Origin of the sequence: Albimonas pacifica (genome assembly GCF_900113695.1) — a bacterium.
Classification (GTDB): Bacteria; Pseudomonadota; Alphaproteobacteria; order Rhodobacterales; family Rhodobacteraceae; genus Albimonas; species Albimonas pacifica.
Genome location: NZ_FOQH01000019.1, coordinates 1 through 17,339 on the forward strand (window position 1 = coordinate 1; position 17,339 = coordinate 17,339).

General features: G+C 67.2%; 14 protein-coding genes. 8 read left to right on the forward strand and 6 right to left on the reverse strand.

What is annotated here, in order from left to right:
• Nucleotides 1–267, reverse strand: a 267-nt coding sequence (gene tnpA, locus BM064_RS28230) for an IS66-like element accessory protein TnpA (protein WP_281244907.1), incomplete at its 3' end; no start/stop codon positions are given.
• Between the two features lie 254 nt (nucleotides 268–521).
• On the opposite strand from tnpA, the gene BM064_RS25255 reads away from it, so the two are divergent.
• From BM064_RS25255 to BM064_RS25285, 6 genes are all read left to right on the forward strand, one after another.
• Nucleotides 522–863 (forward strand): hypothetical protein, encoded by a 342-nt coding sequence (locus tag BM064_RS25255; protein ID WP_092865939.1) that lies wholly within the window; start codon nucleotides 522–524, stop codon nucleotides 861–863.
• A complete protein-coding gene (locus BM064_RS25260) occupies nucleotides 860–1,378 on the forward strand; it encodes a hypothetical protein (protein ID WP_143103461.1) in 519 nt (172 codons plus the stop codon). Before BM064_RS25255 ends, BM064_RS25260 begins: the two co-directional genes overlap by 4 nt.
• Entirely contained in the window at nucleotides 1,375–1,704 is a 330-nt protein-coding gene (locus BM064_RS25265; RefSeq protein ID WP_092865945.1) for a hypothetical protein, read from the forward strand. Before BM064_RS25260 ends, BM064_RS25265 begins: the two co-directional genes overlap by 4 nt.
• Before the next feature lie 141 nt (nucleotides 1,705–1,845).
• Entirely contained in the window at nucleotides 1,846–2,301 is a 456-nt protein-coding gene (locus BM064_RS25270) for a hypothetical protein (protein ID WP_092865948.1), read from the forward strand.
• 673 nt (nucleotides 2,302–2,974) lie between these two features.
• Nucleotides 2,975–6,667, forward strand: a complete 3,693-nt coding sequence (locus BM064_RS25280) for a hypothetical protein (RefSeq protein ID WP_092865954.1) — start codon at nucleotides 2,975–2,977, stop codon at nucleotides 6,665–6,667.
• An 855-nt stretch (nucleotides 6,668–7,522) separates the two neighbouring features.
• Entirely contained in the window at nucleotides 7,523–8,188 is a 666-nt protein-coding gene (locus tag BM064_RS25285; RefSeq protein ID WP_092865957.1) for a recombinase family protein, read from the forward strand.
• Between the two features lie 164 nt (nucleotides 8,189–8,352).
• On the opposite strand, the gene BM064_RS27195 is transcribed toward BM064_RS25285, so the two are convergent.
• Nucleotides 8,353–9,813 carry a hypothetical protein gene (locus BM064_RS27195; protein ID WP_143103462.1) on the reverse strand — a complete coding sequence of 487 codons (1,461 nt, stop codon included), beginning with the start codon at nucleotides 9,811–9,813 and terminating at the stop codon, nucleotides 8,353–8,355.
• Nucleotides 9,814–9,966: 153 nt separating this feature from the next.
• Nucleotides 9,967–11,445 (reverse strand): RNA-dependent RNA polymerase family protein, encoded by a 1,479-nt coding sequence (locus BM064_RS25290; protein WP_092865960.1) that lies wholly within the window; start codon nucleotides 11,443–11,445, stop codon nucleotides 9,967–9,969.
• A gap of 958 nt (nucleotides 11,446–12,403) precedes the next feature.
• Between BM064_RS25290 and BM064_RS25295 the strand changes: the two genes are divergently transcribed.
• The gene (locus BM064_RS25295) at nucleotides 12,404–13,420 is read left to right on the forward strand and encodes a calcium-binding protein (RefSeq protein WP_092865963.1); all 1,017 of its coding nucleotides are present in this window, start codon (nucleotides 12,404–12,406) and stop codon (nucleotides 13,418–13,420) included.
• A gap of 39 nt (nucleotides 13,421–13,459) precedes the next feature.
• Here BM064_RS25295 and arsC read toward each other — a convergent pair whose 3' ends face one another.
• Genes arsC through BM064_RS25310 form a run of 3 tightly spaced genes read right to left on the reverse strand, consistent with a single transcriptional unit; the run spans nucleotide 13,460 to nucleotide 15,290 of the window.
• Nucleotides 13,460–13,819, reverse strand: coding sequence for an arsenate reductase (glutaredoxin) (gene arsC / locus BM064_RS25300; RefSeq protein ID WP_092865966.1), 360 nt, complete (start codon nucleotides 13,817–13,819; stop codon nucleotides 13,460–13,462).
• A complete protein-coding gene (arsB, locus tag BM064_RS25305; RefSeq protein WP_092866015.1) occupies nucleotides 13,816–14,850 on the reverse strand; it encodes an ACR3 family arsenite efflux transporter in 1,035 nt (344 codons plus the stop codon). Before arsB ends, arsC begins: the two co-directional genes overlap by 4 nt.
• A 35-nt stretch (nucleotides 14,851–14,885) precedes the next feature.
• Entirely contained in the window at nucleotides 14,886–15,290 is a 405-nt protein-coding gene (locus BM064_RS25310) for an ArsR/SmtB family transcription factor (RefSeq protein ID WP_092865969.1), read from the reverse strand.
• Between the two features lie 702 nt (nucleotides 15,291–15,992).
• Here BM064_RS25310 and BM064_RS25315 point away from each other — a divergent pair.
• A complete protein-coding gene (locus tag BM064_RS25315) occupies nucleotides 15,993–17,339 on the forward strand; it encodes an MFS transporter (protein WP_092865972.1) in 1,347 nt (448 codons plus the stop codon).

The following is a 17,339-nucleotide window of genomic DNA, read 5'->3' on the forward strand; positions in this document are numbered from 1 at the left end:
CAGATCGATCTCGACCCGACCTTCGGCCGCCGCCCTGACCGCTGGCGCCGGCGCAGCCCCGACGACCTCGACCGGCAGGAACGACGGGGTCTCATCCTCCGCCGTCCCGGCGAAGCGCGGATCGCGAAGCCAGGTGAAGACCAGATTGGTGTTCACGTCGTAGCGCCGCGCAACCTGGCTCACCGAAACCCCGGCCAGCCGCGTCTGCGCGCAGATCATCCGCTTCTCGTCGTCCGTCCAGATCCGACGCCGGCCCCGCTTGCCCAAAAACGCCTCCGATCGTGTCCATCATCCCTTCATGGACACTATCGACACTTCAGCAGACCCGGCAGAGCGGCGAGGCCGGACGCTTACTCTCACCCGCGCAAAGCTCGCCTCCCGCCTCAAGCGACGGGGACCGGGGCACCGCGCCACGCTCTACGCACTGGAAGACGTCATCGCATGGGCACGCGCCCACGCTCACCTCACGGACGCGCAGGAGGCGGCCCTCCGCGAACACGCCCGTCCTTTCAACAACGCCAATGAAGGTCCTAGCCATGTCTGATGCCACCGCCCGCGCCGAGGAAGCGCGTCTCGCTTTCGCGTTCCGGCTCGCCCGCGCTCACCCGAACGTCCCGGAGAGCGCCCTCCCCTTCCTGCTCCAGACCGCATCCGAGGAGCTGCCCTTCGTCGCCTTCGTGAGCGGCGCAGAGGATCGCTTCGACGTCGCCGCGGTCATCGAAGGCGTCAGCCGCTCCGACGTCGGCCGCATGGCCTTCGAGCACGAGCAGGAAGCAGCCCCGGAGACGCCCGACTTCGAGGCGATTGCCCGCCTGCATCCGCGTCAGCGGATCGCCGAGGCTCGGAAGCGGGGCTGGAAGTGACCGCCGCGGAGCCGCTGAACAACCCTCGTCACGAGAGGTTCGCCAACGCCCTTGTCGATCATCCCCGGATGACCGCTCAGGACGCGTGGGCGCTCAGCGGCTCCGCGGACGCGCCCCGGACGAACAAGGACTCGCTGAAGGCCACGGCGTGGCGCGTGAAGAACCGCCCGGACGTCGCGGCGCGCATCGGGTGGCTTCGGGAGGAGCGGCGGCGCAGGGCCGCTCACGCGGCCTCTGGAGCCCTCTCCGCTGACGGGCTGGAGGCGCTCATGCACCGGCTCTCCGCAGCCCTCACGCGCGTCCACGAGCGCGCCGAGGCGGAGAACGCCCCCGAGGGGGCGCTCCTCAAGCTGCGGCGCACCCTGACAACCCACGCGGCGCGCCTGAGCCTCCAGCTTCACGCCCTGCGCCTCGCCGATGGCCCGGACGCGCTGAGGCCCGCCGGGTCGCCGCTCTTGGACGTCTGGCGCACGCGGATGCTTGAGCGGGCCTGCACCTGCGGAGAGCGCGCGTGAGCGCGCTGGAGAGGGCGCTGGGGGACCCCGCGCTTGCACCCCTCGTCTTCGCCATCACCAAGGGCGTGGAGACGCTGGAGGCGGCGCTGGCCGCGCCCAAGATCGCGCCCGAGCTGAATGCGGTGATCTATGAGGCGGAGACCGTCTCGCACGCCTGCACGAAGCTCGCGGCGGCGCTGAAGCGCACCGCCCCGACCGAGATCAAGGAGGAGCGGCGACCGCCCCCTCCGCCCGTGGATGCGGCGTTCCTGTCGCTCCTTATCGGGTTCTGCGCCGCGCTGGGGGGCGAGGACTGCCCCGGCTGCGGCGGCATCATTCCGGCCTAGCGCCGGAAAGGCACCGCCCGAGGCGGTTGCTTGCTCCGAAGATGCCTCAAGGCGTCCTGCCGTGGGGCCGCGTCAGCGGCCCCCGGACCCCCTCCCTGTGCATGCCGTTCAGGGAATGGCCCGAACATCTGAGGAACTGATATGTTCGAACACGACACCCCGCGAGTGGTCTACTCGCAGATTCACGCTGCAATCCATCCCATCATCACCGAGCACGACAGCTCCGACCGGGGCGAGGCAACCGCCGAGTGGCTTGCGCGCGGAATCGACGACATGGGCGACGCCACGTGGCTTGCGCCCTATCTCGCCGACGACCTGCGCGCCTTCGGCATCAACCACCGCGGCGCACGGTTCGACTTCCCGTCCATCGCGGCGTCCTGCGCGTGTCCGACCCTCGCCACCTATGCCCTTCGCCTCGCCGGGGCCAAGCGGTCCGCGCGCCGGCACATCTGGACGTTCGGCGACGTCGGGCGGGACAGCCCCGTGTTCGAGGCTCCGCTCGACTGGGCGCGAGGGGTCATCTGGGTGCAGTTCGCCATGTTTCCGTGGGTGGACCGTGGCAGCGAGGACTGCGCGCTTGAGGCCGTGCGCCATTGAGGCGGAAGTCTCGTTGCAGCAAGTCGGGCGCAAGCCGAAATTCGCCTTGAAGACGACTAAGCCACTGACATCAATACATTTTCTTGAAGTTCTGGCTGGACGAGCGGGTCGGGGTGGCGTATGACGTGCGGGCCGGGGCGGCGTATGAAGGCCCGCCGATCACAAGAGGAGACTAAGGATTGGATACGGTGAGACTCGCAGAGCTTGACTACGCGTCGGCGGACGCACGTGAGGCGTTCGACGCAGGGCTAACCCACGCAGAGGACCTTCAGACGCGAATGGGTGTGGAGATCGGCGATCCCGCCGCCTTCGCGCTCCAGTGGATGCAGGCGGCGGCAACGATGCGGCTGGCTCGCATGATGGAGCGGCAGCCCATCAGATGAAGACCGGCGGCGCGGGTTGCAGCCCGCGCCGCTGCCAAGCCTTTGTGAACGCAGCAACTGCTTTCTAGCAGGTTCTCCAAAGGCTCGCAAGAAAAAATGACGCCTGAGCATGTTGCCCAGGCGAACGGAGACGCTTTCGCTCGCAAGCGACTCCCAGAGTTCGAATGGAGATACAGTGGAAAGCATGAACTATACGCGAATCATCGAGCACCATGCCGCTGTTTTCGATGCGAGAGGGGCGCGTCAGCGCACCATGGTGGCCAAGCTGAGCGCACTGTGCGGAGGTCGGAATGTCGGCATCTGACACGCTCCAGTACCTCTTCGAGGAGCTGGACACCGAGTTCGTCGTCTTCCGTGGAGACGATGAGCTGACCACGAAGTCGATCCCTGATGCAGCCGAGTTCCTGTCCGGAGAAGGCGAGATCGGGATCAGCCTCTTGCTGGCGAATGAAACCGCCATCGGCTTCTACGCTCCCGGCCTGTCCGAGAATGACGCGACGTTCATCATGAAGAAGCAGGACCGGGTGATGCCCATCATCCTGCTCGACGAAGCCGTCCATATGGACAAGGTCCCCGAAGAGTTCACCTTCGACGTCCCGGCGACCGGGATGGACGGGTGGATCATGAAGGAGACGTCCGGCACTTTCTACACCCTCGACGAGGCGCAGGCGCTCCGGCGCGAAGCGCCCAGCGCCGCGGAACCGGCGGGCGAAGCCGAATGCGATGGCTCCCCCACTGCTGCTGATGAAGTCGCAGACGTGGCGGACACCGCACCCCCGGAACTCATCGTCGCCGCGGGACAGGAGCGCTTTCAGGACGCGCGCCTGCTCGGAACCAGCACGCCCGAGGGGGACGAGTTCCTGAAGCGTCCCGCGACCTTCATGCGCGGCAAGCTCTACGGTGCGCACGACCGGCGAAACACGCTGGACGGGAAGTGGAAGGCGCACACCGGCCCGTGGGGCTCGTGGGCGGTCGACCTGTTCACCCAGCACCCGGAAGACGCCGAGAAGGAGGGGACCTGCTTCGTCCTCGGCGAGTCCGTGGACGGCGCGCGCATGGCCAAGGCCATGAAGAAGATGTACGCGATCGGTCTCGACATCGACTCCGGTGCGCGCCTTACCGACGTGCTGGCGAAGCTCGAAGAGCTTGGCCTGATCGCGTTCGTCTACACGTCGCACAGCCATGGCAAGGACAAGCTGAAGCTGAAGCGCGACGAGGTCATGCGCAAGCGAAAGCTGTCCGCGGCCCCGTCGCTGGACCAGATCAAGGACTACCTGCGCGAGGACTTCAAGGACCGGTTCGAGCCGACCTTCATCGACGCCATCAAGATCGAGAACAAGGAGCTGCAGGAGAAGGACGGAATCAAGATCGTCCTGAAGACCCCTCCGCTCGACAAGTTCCGGGTGGTCGTTCCGCTGGCGGAGCCGGTCTCCATCCCGTCGCTGGACCCGAGCCAGACGAAGGCGCTGGAAATCTGGGAGAACAAGGTCACGGGGCTCGCCGTGAACATGCTCGGCGTGTCTTTCGACGTCGCCTGCACGGACCCCTCGCGCCTGTTCTACCTGCCGCGCCATCCGAAGGGCTCGGAGTGGGACGCCGCCTACGTGCAGGGCATGCCGCTGGAGTTCGACTCCATCGAGCCCATGTCGAAGGCCTTCTACGCGAAGAACCGCGGCGCGGCACTGAACCCGCTGGCTATGGCGGGGCTGGATGAGGGCGAGGGCATCCCCGAGTTCTTCACCCCGTCCGGCAAGAGCCTGCGGGAGTGGCACCGCAAGGCCAAGGACCGCTACCAGATGGCGGACATGCTGGAGGCCAACGTCCCCGACCGCATCCGGCGCGCCGGCGGCGAGAAGGCAGGCACCGTGCATCTGGAGTGCCCCTTCGAGCATGAGCACTCGAAGGAGGGTGGCACCGGGACGTGGGCGTCCAACGCGCTGGATTCGTCGTCGGGGTTCTGGTTCATCCAGTGCCACCATGACGCCTGTCAGGGCCGACATAAGACCGAGTTCCTCTCCGAGATGCTGGAGCAGGGCTGGTTCGAGGAGTCGGTGCTGACGGACGAGGCTTGGCTGCTCCCGGGTGATGACGACGTCTTTGACGATGGCGGAGCCGAGCCTCTCGCCACTTGGGCGGCAGGCCCGCTGACGCGGGCCGATTGGTCCTCGCCCGAGGCGGCGACGGAAGCCGTCAGGAAGGCCGGGCTCGGCCCGACCTCTTCTGATGCGGACGTCAAGCTGTTTATCCTGCGGGCGCTCAACGGGCAGATCGACCATAGTGGCGTGAACCTCCTTTGGGAGGCGGTAGAGGCAGCAGGAAGCCGGCTGGGCAAACGGGGATGGAACGCGCTGCTCAAGGAGGCTCGGGCGGAAAAGGATCGCGTAGAAGAGGCGCGTCAGCGCCCGGCCGACGCGCCTGACGCAGGCCCCGACGTGGCGCAAGCCGACTCCAAGGCTCAGCTCGCCTACGCGTCGGACTGCCTCAGGAAAGCCAACGCGTCGGAACCGACGCTCTTCAGGTACGGAACCGAGGTCGCAGAAATCGACCGCGTTCGTGAAACAGGGCAAAGCGCGATCCGCGCGCTTGATTTTCGGACTTTCCATGCTCGGCTGAATTCGGTGACCGATTTCCGACAGCAGACCGGCGAAAACCGGTCGCGTGGCGTCCGTGCACCGGAAGGCGTGGCGTTGGACCTCTATGCCGAACGGGAGCTTCCGCTCCCCAACCTTCGCGGCATCGTGCGCGCTCCGGTGTTCGGCTCGGACGGCAAACTGATCGCGACGCCGGGTTACGATGGCGGATCGGGCCTGTTCTACATCCCACCTGACGGACTGAACGTCCCGCCCCTCCCCGATTCCATCAATGAGGACGTTCTCCGGGAGGCTCGGCGGCTGTTGGTCGAAGAGCTGCTCGGCGACTTCATGTTCGACGGCGTCAGCCGCGACGCGCTGGTGAAGGCGGCGCTGGGCGACGCGGTGCCGCCGCCCAGCCTCCTGAACCTCATCGGGTTCATGCTGGAGCAGTTCGTCCGACCGCTCATCGCGGGGCCGGTGATGCCCATGCTGATCACGAAGCCGATCCGCGGCGCAGGCGCGAGCCTACTTATGGAAACGGTGCAGACTGTAGTGGATGGCAGGCCCAGTTCCCGCCCGCTCTCAAAGAGCGAGGATGAACGTCGCAAGACGGTGTTCACGGCCCTGCTGGCTGGCGCGGCGACCATCTATTGGGACAACGTGGTCGGCAGCGTCGACTCGCAGGTGCTGGCGCAGCTCTTCAGCGAAGACACGTTTACCGACCGAGAGCTTGGTCGCAGCGCCGAGCGTCAGCTCCCTGTCCGCGCCAGCTTCGCGCTGAGCGGCAACCGTCCCCTCTTCTCCGATGAGCTGCGCCGGCGGCTCAGTCTCGTGAACCTGGACCCCCAGAGCCCCGAACCCGAAAAGCGGGTCGGCTTCCGCCACCGCAACCTGCCTGCGTGGACGCGCGAGCATAGGGGTGAACTGGTGTGGGCGCTTCTCGTGTTGGTGCGGAACTGGCTGGATCGGGGCCGCCCAGCGCCCCAGCATGCGCCTGCTATCGGGCGATACGAGAGCTACGTCGACACCATAGGCGGGATCATCGAAGCCGCCGCACCGAACTGGACGAGCTGGCAGGCGAACCGCTCCGCGCTCAACGAGATCGCTTCGAACGACGAAGAGGAGGACATTGCGACGCTCATCGAGACTTGGCATGGGGACAAGGTCTTGAGGACGGATGCGACCGCCCGGGACGTCGCCGAACTGGCGGACGCGGCCGAGCTTGGCTTGCCGGTGAAGCGAGTGCCCAATGGCGATGGGTTCAAGTACGCACCGCGGAGCTTCGCAGCGTACCTCAAGCAGCACAAGGACCGGACGTTCGCCCTCTCTGACGGCACGCGCGTGAAGCTGACTCAGGCCGCCGCGCGCCGAGCCGAGGGGCACCCTTGGTCTCTCGTGTCCGCGGCGTAGCGATCCGTTCACTTCGCAGCATTGTGGGCGAGGGGCGCGTCAGCGCCCCGCCCCAACCCCCGAAAGCACCCCAAGCATAGAAAGCACCGAAGAAAGCATCGAGATTTCGAAACAACTTCAGTGACTTGATCGACTTAGTGCTTAAAGTGCTTTATTTTCTTGGTCCAGCTCCAGTGAGAGAAGAGTTATTTTCTCGGCGCTACTGCGCCCCTATCGCAACGGGAAAAGAAAATGTCTCTGCGGGGGCACGCCGGCACCACGTCGCGAAAGCACTTTCAGCACGACAAGGCGCAAGTGATTGATGCGCATAGGTTTTAAGCGTGCTTTCGCTTCGCGGGATAGCATCAGCCAAGCACAGGAAGCATGGGACACGCCCCGCGGTAAGCACGCGGCAACCGCTCCGATACGCTTGCCCCTGCGAAACCCACCCCCTCGCCGGCTTCCTCGTGTCCTCAGCGCCCGCACGCCGCGCGGTTGACACACACCCTCTTGGTAAGCGCCCAGACGCACGTCCGACCTATTGCAGACCGAACTGACCGCCGGACAATTTTTCTGGAGCGCTGACGCGCTCATTCTCCACCAGAGGCAGGCAGCCCCCGGCACGCGTCTCGCCCTACGTGTATCGCCCGCAGGCCGCCACCCCGCCGGCAATGCCCTGCGCGCCCCGCCACCTCTCCCGGCGCTGGGCGCGGGGCTCATGGCCTCTGGCACGCCTGCGCCCGCTGACGCGGGCAGCCCACCCCCGGCCCGCGTCAGCGGGAGGCGAGATTTCCGCCGTTACATGCACAACGTTCCTTGCAATTCGCAACAGGACTCGAGAAGATGGTCCTGCAAGGCACAGAGGGAGACTCAGCCGTGAAGAGCTACGTCATCTACAAGCGGGTCTCGACCGAAGAGCAGGGCCGCTCGGGGCTTGGCCTTGAGGCGCAGGACCGCGACATTGAGCTGTACCTCTCGACCTACTCCGACGTCCCGTATGAGGTCATCGGCACGTTCACGGACGTGCTGTCCGGCGCAAATGATGGGCGTCCTGAGCTTGAGAAGGCGATTGCCCTTGCGCGCTCGACCGGCGCGGAGCTTCTGGTTGCGAAGCTGGACCGGCTTTCGCGCAAGGTCTCCTTCATCGCGTCCCTGATGGATGACAAGAAGCTCGCCCTTCGCGTCGCCTCCATGCCGCACGCCGACAAGTTCCAACTTCACATCTACGCGGCTCTTGCCGAGCAGGAACGGGACTTCATCTCCACCCGCACCAAGGCCGCGCTCGCTGCCGCCAAGGCCCGCGGCGTGAAGCTGGGCGGGCTGCGCCCGAACACAGAGCGTCGCAATGAGGCGCTGCGCGCCGGTGCCCTCGACCGCGCCAAGCGGGTGGAGAAGTTCGTCCGCCCGCTGCATGCCGAAGGGAAGTCGCTCCGCGACATCGCCGAGTTGATGAACGCCGCAGGCATCCCGACCGCCCGCGGCGGGAACTGGCAGGCGTCGCAGGTCAAGCGGGTGCTCGACAGGCTCGCCACGGTGGCCTGAGGGCCAAGGTACCGGCCCGCGCCCGCGGGCCAGCACGAAGGCGAAGGAGGGACCCAAGGTCCCCCCCTCCCACCGAGGTCAACGAGCCCCCCAGTGACTGGCAGTACATGGCCCATAAAATTTTGTGAAAGCAAGCGCTCCGCCAGCGGCGTTGCGTGAGCGCTTCAAGTTACTCGAAGAAATTCTCGGCCAGCTTCGAGTATGGTCCACTTGAGAGGATCGCGCGAGGTACCTGCGCCCTCGCTGGCAACAAGCCCCCTCTCTCGCAACCCCTTCAACGACAGTGTCGCCGACTTCGGGTTTGAAAACGGTTCGTCCATGAGCGTGACTATTTCTCGTTGCGTCACCGCTCCCATCGCATCCATGACGCGCATCATGGCAAGTGCGGGGCCGCTGGGACGCCAGATCGCACCGCCGCCGCCCGGAAGCGAAGCCCGCAGAGCCTCCATACCGTCGCGTATGTAACCATGGACCACAGACCGCGAAGGAGGATCACGAAACGGCTTGATATAGCGCCAGACCTCTTCGCCTAGCTCCGTAAGTGTATGGGAAGGGTGCTTGTTGTGCCGCCCTACCGACGTGGACTTCAGGAGCCCCTCACCCCGTAAGCGCTGTACTCGCTGCCCCATTCGTGGATCGCCCTTCTGAGGGTGAAGTCCCCGCATCGCCATCGTCAGCTCTCTAGAGGTAGCTTCGCCGAGTACAGCCAGCAGCTCGACCACATCGCCGCGGTGATCCCCAAGCGCAGCAGAGAGGTCTGACGGCGCGATTTTCGGGCTCTCTATCACCGCAAACTCGGACTGCCGCCCGTCGTCCGTCAAATGCACCATTCGGATACGCCCGAAACGGAACATTCCCGCGAGCCCCCGAGCAACTAGCTCCTCCGCCGCAGATAACGCTGCATCCACTCCCATCCCACAGAATGCCGCAAGGTCATTTACAAGGACAGGCTCATCCTCCAGCGCACCGAGTAGAAGTCGCGCAGCGTGGCTAGGGTGCCTCTCGCGCTCACTCAGTTCTTCATCGAGCTTTTCGAGGTTCGTGCAGTATAGGTACGCGTTTGGACTCACTTCCCTGCGATGCAGCAGGCCCTTTTCCATGTGCAACTTCAATCTCTGGTCTACTCGCTGCCTCGACACGCCGAGGCGCGTCCTGACGTCAGTCGCAAATCGTGGTTCAGAGAGGTATTTGAGGAACTGCTCATCCTCCTCGCCAGTGACGCGAACTCGCTTTCGACCGCGATACTCAGATACTTGCTCTGGAGTCGCAGCAGGAAATCGCGTTGATTGATAGAGCCCGTGCGAAGCCTTCCTGATCAGCCCCTCGTCACATAGGCGAGCTAAATCGCCTTGAAGACGCGTCGCAGATACCCCGGTGAGTGCCTTCCTGATGACCTTCGGTGTCACCAACTCGCCCGTTTCAAAGAACGACATCAGTTGATCGCGGCGAACGACGCCGCTGCTTCGTGGTCTTTCGCCTGCCAACACCTGCGGGCCGGCTTCCACCCGCCCAACCTTCGAGCGTGTCACGGCACAATCATAGACCCGAAACTGGTCTTCAAGGAGGTCCCTGAGGGAACCCTCATCAAGTCGGTCGGCGCTGAAAGTGATCGTGTATCTATACATGCGCAGCATGTTGCCACGGGAGTTTAGTCAGTCAATAGAAAGAGAGCGCCTGCGCCAGAAGACACCTCACGCACCGGGGAGTGGCACGGCGGGCGCGCCCAACCGTCAGCGACCTTGTCGCGCTCACCCACCGCACGAGCGAGGCCTCAGCGTCTACGATGCTGCAGCAGGTGTGACCCGACGCTTCGCGGCACCCCGCTCAATAGCGTTAGCCACCCGCAAGCGCATGAAGTCGTCGAAGTTTCGGGCTTGATGCAGTATCCGTACACCCTTAGGTCCGAATGTGCGCGCTGAGCGCTTCAGGTACGAATAGAAGGTCCAGCTTCTATAGTCACCCGTGAGGTTGGACTTTTTCACCCGAGAAAAGCGCTCCGAGAACAGCGAGTAGTTGAAGCTGGCCACCAAGGTAGCGGGGTCTAGCGCAGGATTTGCCTCGAAATGTCTGCGAGCGTCCCGCTTGGCAGCTACTGCAACTTTCCCGTAGAAGCGAGACATGGTACTATCGCGGACGAAGACTTGGCAGCCATCATAGCGAAAACCAAGGTATTCGAAGCCGTTCTTGGCAGCCTCGTCAGGATGCTGCGCCAGATGCTGGAATTGAAGCCCATCCGGCGTACGCACGAACTGCGCCACGCAGGTCTTTGCCTCATTGATCGCTAGCGCCGACCCGTGGCGGGGCATCTCGCCAACGGCGAAAGCAATGGCGCCCTTAGCCTCCGAGGCACCGCCCGGCAAGATCAGGAGGATGTCGTCGGAGTACCGCATGTACCGCCCGCCTCTATCACGGGCATACCGTGCCATCACCTTGTCGAAGTCCAACAGGTAGAAATTCGCTATCAAGTCGGAGATGGGAGCACCCTGAGGCACGCCGTACGGCAGCTCGTTCTTCCTCACGAGCGAGGCACCGCACGCAGCATCGCCTCCGCAAATCTTGGCTCGGAATTCCGCGCTAGAGCAGAGTTGTTTCGGCACATCGCGGAAGGGTCGCAGGAAGCCTTCGACCAACTTCCCGTCACGCTCGCGTAAGCCGAAATACCCTAGCCGGCGATATACAGACCTCTGGTCGACAAAGCGGTACTTCGTGATGTTCTTGAATACCGCGTAGTGGTCGGCGGGAAGCGCCTCGACACCAAGAAGACTGCACCAAACTCGCTTGATGTGCGCATGATCAATTCGATCAAAATACTTCCTGATATCAAGGGCAACGGCAACGCAATCGCCTAGTCGGTCGATTTCGTCGAATGCATCTTTTGCAAAGTCTATGTTACACTTCCCACCTCCCGAGTCCTTTTTCAGAACCTGCCGGTAGGCAATAGGGCACTCGGCGATGCCCTCCTCCCGCAACCGCGTCTCGTACAGTCGCGCTAGCTTCCGCCGATAGAACGCGAAAATGTAGGCGTCTCGTCGCGCCCCGTATCGTATCGGCCGCCTCTTCTTTTCGGGACGCCCCGCATCAGTGTTGCGATACGGCTGCCAAGACTCTTCAAACAGAAAGAAGGGGTAGAACGTGTTCTTCGCGACTCGTTCCGGACTGGTTACGAGTCGTCGTATCTCTCTCAACGAGAGCGGAGCATCGAAATGGGGATACTGCTTAAGATCTTTCCCCGTAAAGTCGAACTCGTCGTCGTCCATTGGCCTCCGCGAGTGGGGGCAGGAGCTTCAGGTCAACGCACTGACCCTTGTCATCTCCGCCCCCGCCGTTCTGCGGTGTGCGTTCGTCTTCGACGTGGTCGCGTATGCTGTCATGCAGCTGGCAGTGTGGTGCTGCCGAACTGACCGCAGCCGGCCCGCGTGGCTGGCGAGAGGAGCCCGAATGATCGAACTCGCGTCCTGCACTGACCTCGGGACAAGCCTTGACAGTATAAACACGTAACTGATCGCCCCCGATTGAGCGCCATGAATGGGATCTAGGGAAGCCACGTAAAGCTCGCAAGGCCCCACGTGTTCTTTTTTCGTTCGTGCGGATGCGTGTACCCCGCCCCGACGGCGCGACGCGAGCTGCTAGCGGCGCTGACGCAATACTCCCATGCGACCGCTCCCGCCCCGAGTCGCGGCGCAGCGCAGCGCAGCGAACGCTGATCTGCACCTTTCGCGGACCTCAGCTCAAAGGCACGTGTACCACAAGCCGCACCACAGCGATCAACCAGCACCGCGTTGTCTGGAAATAATTTCTATTATTTTCAAGATATTACGGGACTTACCCCCAAGCCCAACGAGTTTCGAGTCTTCTCGACCGCACCATCAGGCAGGCTTGGAGGAACCGGATCCCAAGCCCCATCCGGGGCCCCAGGGGTTCCGACGCGGCGCCCGGCGCCGCAGGGGCCGACGCCCTCCCCGGCCGCTTCCGGCGACGCCGCGCGCCGCCCCCCCCGGAACCGATCCTGATGCCGTCGCGACGCACCCCTCGTCCCGCGCCGCGGACCGTTTCGCGCCGCCTGTCGACGCGCGCGCGAAACGCGGGGTAAGGTCCGCCCCGGGGACGCGGGGGGCCGGCGGATTTCGCCGGACGGACAGGGGCGCCAGCTGAGAGGCCTTCGCCGGCCGTGTCCCCATGGGGAAGAAACCTCAGCAAGAGGCGATAACAAACAAGATGACGCGATCCATCATCAAGTCGATCAAACCGGTCGGCACGTTTTACGCAGACGTCGTTTCCTTCGCGACCCAGGGCTACTATGCCTTCGACGCCGACGACTGGGCCGACGCCCAGCCGAAGCGCAAGACCGCCAAGGCGATCACGGTCGAGACCGACTTCACCTACGCGATCCACAACAAGCCCGACTACAAGGCCGAGGTCGGCTACCGCTTCCTCGGCGACTTCTCCAAGTCCGGCGGGGTCTGGACCGGCACGGTCGACCGCCTCCAGTTCCTGCGTGACGGCGAGGTGGTGGGGCTGGTGGTCCTGAACTCCGAGGTCGACGTCTCCCGCGTGATGGGGGTCGGCGGCTCGGGGCTGATCTGGAACGAGCTGACCGTGACCGGGCTGAAGGGCGCGTTCAGCCGGGCCGCGGACATCGTCAACGGCTCGCTGGGCGACGACGTGATCGACCTCGGGCGCGGCAACGACCAGATCAACGCCTCGCGCGGGAACGACCTGGTGCGCGGCGGCGCCGGGCGCGACCTGATCGACGGCTTCGACGGGAACGACCGGCTCTTCGGCGGCGGCGGCGCGGACCGGCTGATCGGCAACGGCGGCGACGACCGCCTGTTCGGCCAGGGCGGCGGCGACACGTTCCAGAGCGACGGCCAGGGCGCCAACGTCTGGACCGGCGGCAAGGGCGGCGACTTCTTCCAGGTCTCGGGCCTGGACTGGGACAAGAGCAGCCCCACGACGGTCGCCGACTTCTCCGCCCGCCAGGGCGACCGGCTGGACCTGCGCGAGTTCTCGCCCCTGCTCTACAACGAGGTCGACGCGATCCGCTACATCGGCGGCGAGGCGTTCTCGGCGAGCGAAGGCGTGGCCGAGATCCGCATGGAGGCGGGTCTCGTGACCCTCGACGCCGACGGCGACGGGATCGCCGACCACGGCCTCCTGCTCGAGGGGCTGGGGGCGTTCGACGCCGCCCGCACCGGCTGGATCGTCCTGCCCGAGCCCTGGGAGTTCGGCTGAAAGGCCCGCCGGCGGCCCCTCGCGGGCCGCCGGCGGGACTCAGGGCGCGGGATCGAGGATCTCGTGCACCCGCTCCGGCGGGCGGCACAGGCGGGTTCCGCGCGGGGTCTCGACGATCGGCCGCTCGATCAGGCGGGGATGGGCCGCCATCGCGGCGATCAGCGCCGCGTCGTCCAGGCCCTCGTCGGCGAGGCCGAGCTCGGCATAGGCCGCCTCGCCCCGGCGCAGCAACGCGCGCGGGGCCATCCCCATCGCGCCCAGCAGGGCCGCGAGGCGCTCGCGGTCGGGCGGCGTCTCGAGATAGCGCACGATCACGGGCTCGATCCCCGCCGCGCGGATCAGCGCCAGCGTGGCGCGGGACTTGGAGCAGGCGGGGTTGTGGAAGATCACGACGCTCATCGCGCGGCCTCCCCGGTCGGGAACCAGCCGCGGGTTCGGTTGGCGAAGGCCACCAGCGACAGCATCACCGGCACCTCGACCAGCACGCCGACCACGGTGGCGAGCGCCGCGCCGGATCCCAGGCCGAAGAGGCTGATCGCCACCGCCACCGCCAGCTCGAAGAAGTTCGAGGTGCCGATCAGCGCGCAGGGGGCCGCGACCTCGAAGGGCACGCGGGCCGCACGGGCGGCGAGATAGGCCACGAAGAAGATCCCGTAGGACTGGATCAGCAGCGGCGTCGCGATCATGCCGATGGCCAGCGGCCGGTCGAGGATCACGCCCCCCTGGAAGCCGAAGAGCAGGGTCACGGTCAGCAGCAGGCCCGCCATGGAGGCGGGGCGCGCCCGGTCCTTGAACGCCGCGACCGCCGCCTCGCCGCCCCGGCGCACCAGGCGCGCGCGCGCCGCGGCCCCCGCCAGCAGCGGCGCCGCCACGTAGAGCCCGACCGAGAGCAGCAGCGTCCCCCAGGGCACCGCGATGTCGCCCACCCCCAGCAGCAGCGCCACGATGGGGGCGAAGGCGAAGACCATGATCACGTCGTTCACGCTGACCTGGACGAGGGTGTAGTTGGGATCTCCGCGGGTCAGGTTCGACCACACGAAGACCATGGCGGTGCAGGGGGCGGCGCCCAGAAGGATCAGGCCGGCCAGCCACTCGCGCCCCTCCTGCGGGTCGATCCAGGGGGCGAAGAGGTGCTGGAAGAACAGCACGCCGAGCGCCGCCATGGTGAAGGGCTTGATCAGCCAGTTCACCACCAGCGTGATGGCGAGGCCCCGCGGCCGGTCGCGCACATGGCTCAGCGAGCCGAAGTCGACCCCCACCATCATCGGGAACACCATCGCCCAGATCAGGACGGCCACCGGCAGGTTGACCCGGGCGACCTCCATCGCGGCCAGCGCCTGGAAGGGGCCGGGGGCGAGCTCGCCCAGCGCCAGCCCCGCCGCCATGGCCAGCGCCACCCACAGCGACAGCCAGCGTTCGAACAGGCCCAGGCCCCCGGGGGCGGGGGCGGCGGAGGCGTCATGGCTCACGGTGCGGGGTCCTTTCGCGGGAGGGCGGGCGCGGGGGGCGAGGCGGGCGGGGCCGGCGCGGCCGGCGCCCGGCAGGCGCAGGCGATCTCCTCGATCAGGGGCGTGCAGAGCTCCGGGCGCCCGCCGCAGCAGTCCTGCAGCAGGAAGCCCAGCAGCCGGCGCAGCCCGTCGAGGTCGGCGAAATAGCGGATCACGCGCCCCTCCCGCCGGCTGCGGGCGAGCCCCGCCTGCTGGAGGATCGCGAGGTTCGAGGACAGCGTGTTGTGGCGCACGCCCAGGCGCGCGGCGACCGCCCCCGCTGGCAACCCCGCCTCCCCCGCCTCGATCAGCAGGCGGAAGGCGGAGAGCCGCGTGGGCTGGCCAAGGGCCGCGAAGGCCGCGAGCGCGTCGGATGCGTCCATATGTCGGGAGATATCGAAACGACGCCCGCGTGACAAGCCGCGCCGCCGCCCCCGACCTGCGGCGCCCAGACCCGGCCCCTCCGCCTGCACGGCAGGCGGGCGCCGCGTCGACGGGCGCGCCGCGGAGGAGCGTCCGGCCCGCGGCGCGACGCCGCCGTCCCGCAGGTCGCGCGGGACGCCGGCCGCGGCCGCGCCCCGGACGCCCGGCCGGAGGCTTTCGCGGCGCCCGCAGAAGCCCCGCCCCGCCGCGGGCGCGCGGCCGGCCCCGCGCCGCGGGCCGAGCGCCTCCCCCCAGCGCTCCGCCCGACGCGGCGTCGCCGGCGCGCCGCGCCGGCGCTTCCGGCCCGCCGCACGTCGCCCGCTCCGGGCGGAGCGGGGAACCCTGCCGCAGGCGCCCCGCCTCCGCCTCCGGCGCAGCATCGGCGGGACCGCTCCGCCCGCGTCCCCCGGCGCCGGCCCGCCCCGGGCGCGACGCCGCCCCCGCGCCGCGGGCCGGAGGCGCGCCCCGGGGCGCCCCGCCCGACGCGGCGCCCCCCGGCCCGGCCGGGCGCCGCGGAGGCGGCGGGGAAGGGCCCCGGGCCCGCCGGCGGCTCGCCCACGACGCGACGACCTCCGAGGTCATCGACTCGCCGCGCCTCGCCCGCCTATGCTCGCCCCAAAACACCGCGCCGGCAGACGCGCGGGCCGCCGGAGGAGTTTCCCATGACCGTCGCCCCCCCGCCCTCCGCCGCCGCCGCGGCGCGGCGCAGACCGCGCCTCTACTACGGCTGGATCGTGGTCGGCGTGGCCTTCGTCACCATGGGCGTCGCCGTCACCGCGCGCACCGGCTTCGGCCTGCTGTTCCCCCAGGTGATCGAGGAGTTCGGCTGGAACTCGGGCGTCACCTCCGGGGCCTTCTCGGTGGGCTTCCTCGCCTCCACCGCCTTCCTGCCGATCGTGGGCTGGATGATGACCCGCTGGGGCCCGCGCGGGACGATTCCCGTCGGCGCCGCGATGGTGGCGCTGGGCTATGTCGCGGCCACCCAGGTCTCGACCCCCTTCGAGCTCTACGTCGCCTTAGGCCTGCTGGCGGTGAACGGCTCGATGGCGATGAGCTACATCTCCCACTCGATCTTCCTGCCCAACTGGTTCGTGAGGAACCGCGGCCTCGCCATCGGGCTCGCCTTCGCGGGCGTGGGCGTCGCCTCGGTCGTCCTGCTGCCGGCCATGCAGTGGCTGATCGAGACCGAGGGCTGGCGCACCGCCTGCCTCGCCGTCGCCGCGATCACCGCGGTCGCGATCATCCCCCTCAACCTCGCCTTCCAGCGCACCCGCCCCGAGGACATGGGCCTGCTCCCCGATGGCGAGACCGCGCCCGAGCCCGGCGACGCGCCGCGCGCCGCCGTCGACCCGGTGGTCGACCGCGCCTGGGCCGAGACCGACTGGACCCTGCGCCTCGCGATCCGGACCTCGCGCTTCTGGTGGGTCGCCTCGGGCTATTTCTGCGGTCTGTTCATCTGGTACGCGATCCAGGTCCACCAGACCCGGTTCCTGGTCGACCAGGGCTTCGACGCGGGCGTCGCGGCGCTGGCGCTGGGCATGGTGGCCTTCTTCGGCATCGCCGGCCAGATCGGGGTCGGCGCGCTCTCCGACCGCTGGGGGCGCGAGGTGGGCTGGACCGTCGCGGGCGTGGGCTACGTGATCGCCTCGGTCTGCCTGCTGCTGCTCGACCAGGCGCCCTCGGCGGCGCTGATGTGGACGATGGTCGTGTTCCAGGGCCTGCTGGGCAACGGGGTGGCGGCGATCTTCGGCGCGATCCCGGCCGAGATCTTCCAGGGCCGGCGCTTCCCCACCATCCTCACCGCGATCAGCCTGGTGGCCAACATGGGCGCCGCCGCGGGCGTGTGGCTGATGGGCGTGATCCGCGACCAGACGGGGGGCTACGCCGCGGGCTTCTGGCTCTGCCTCGCGCTCTCGGTCGCGTGCATCGGCTGCATCTGGGCCGCGGCCCCGCGCAAGGTGCGCCTGGTCTCCCGCCAGGCCGCCCGCCGCGCCGCCCAGGCGGCCTGA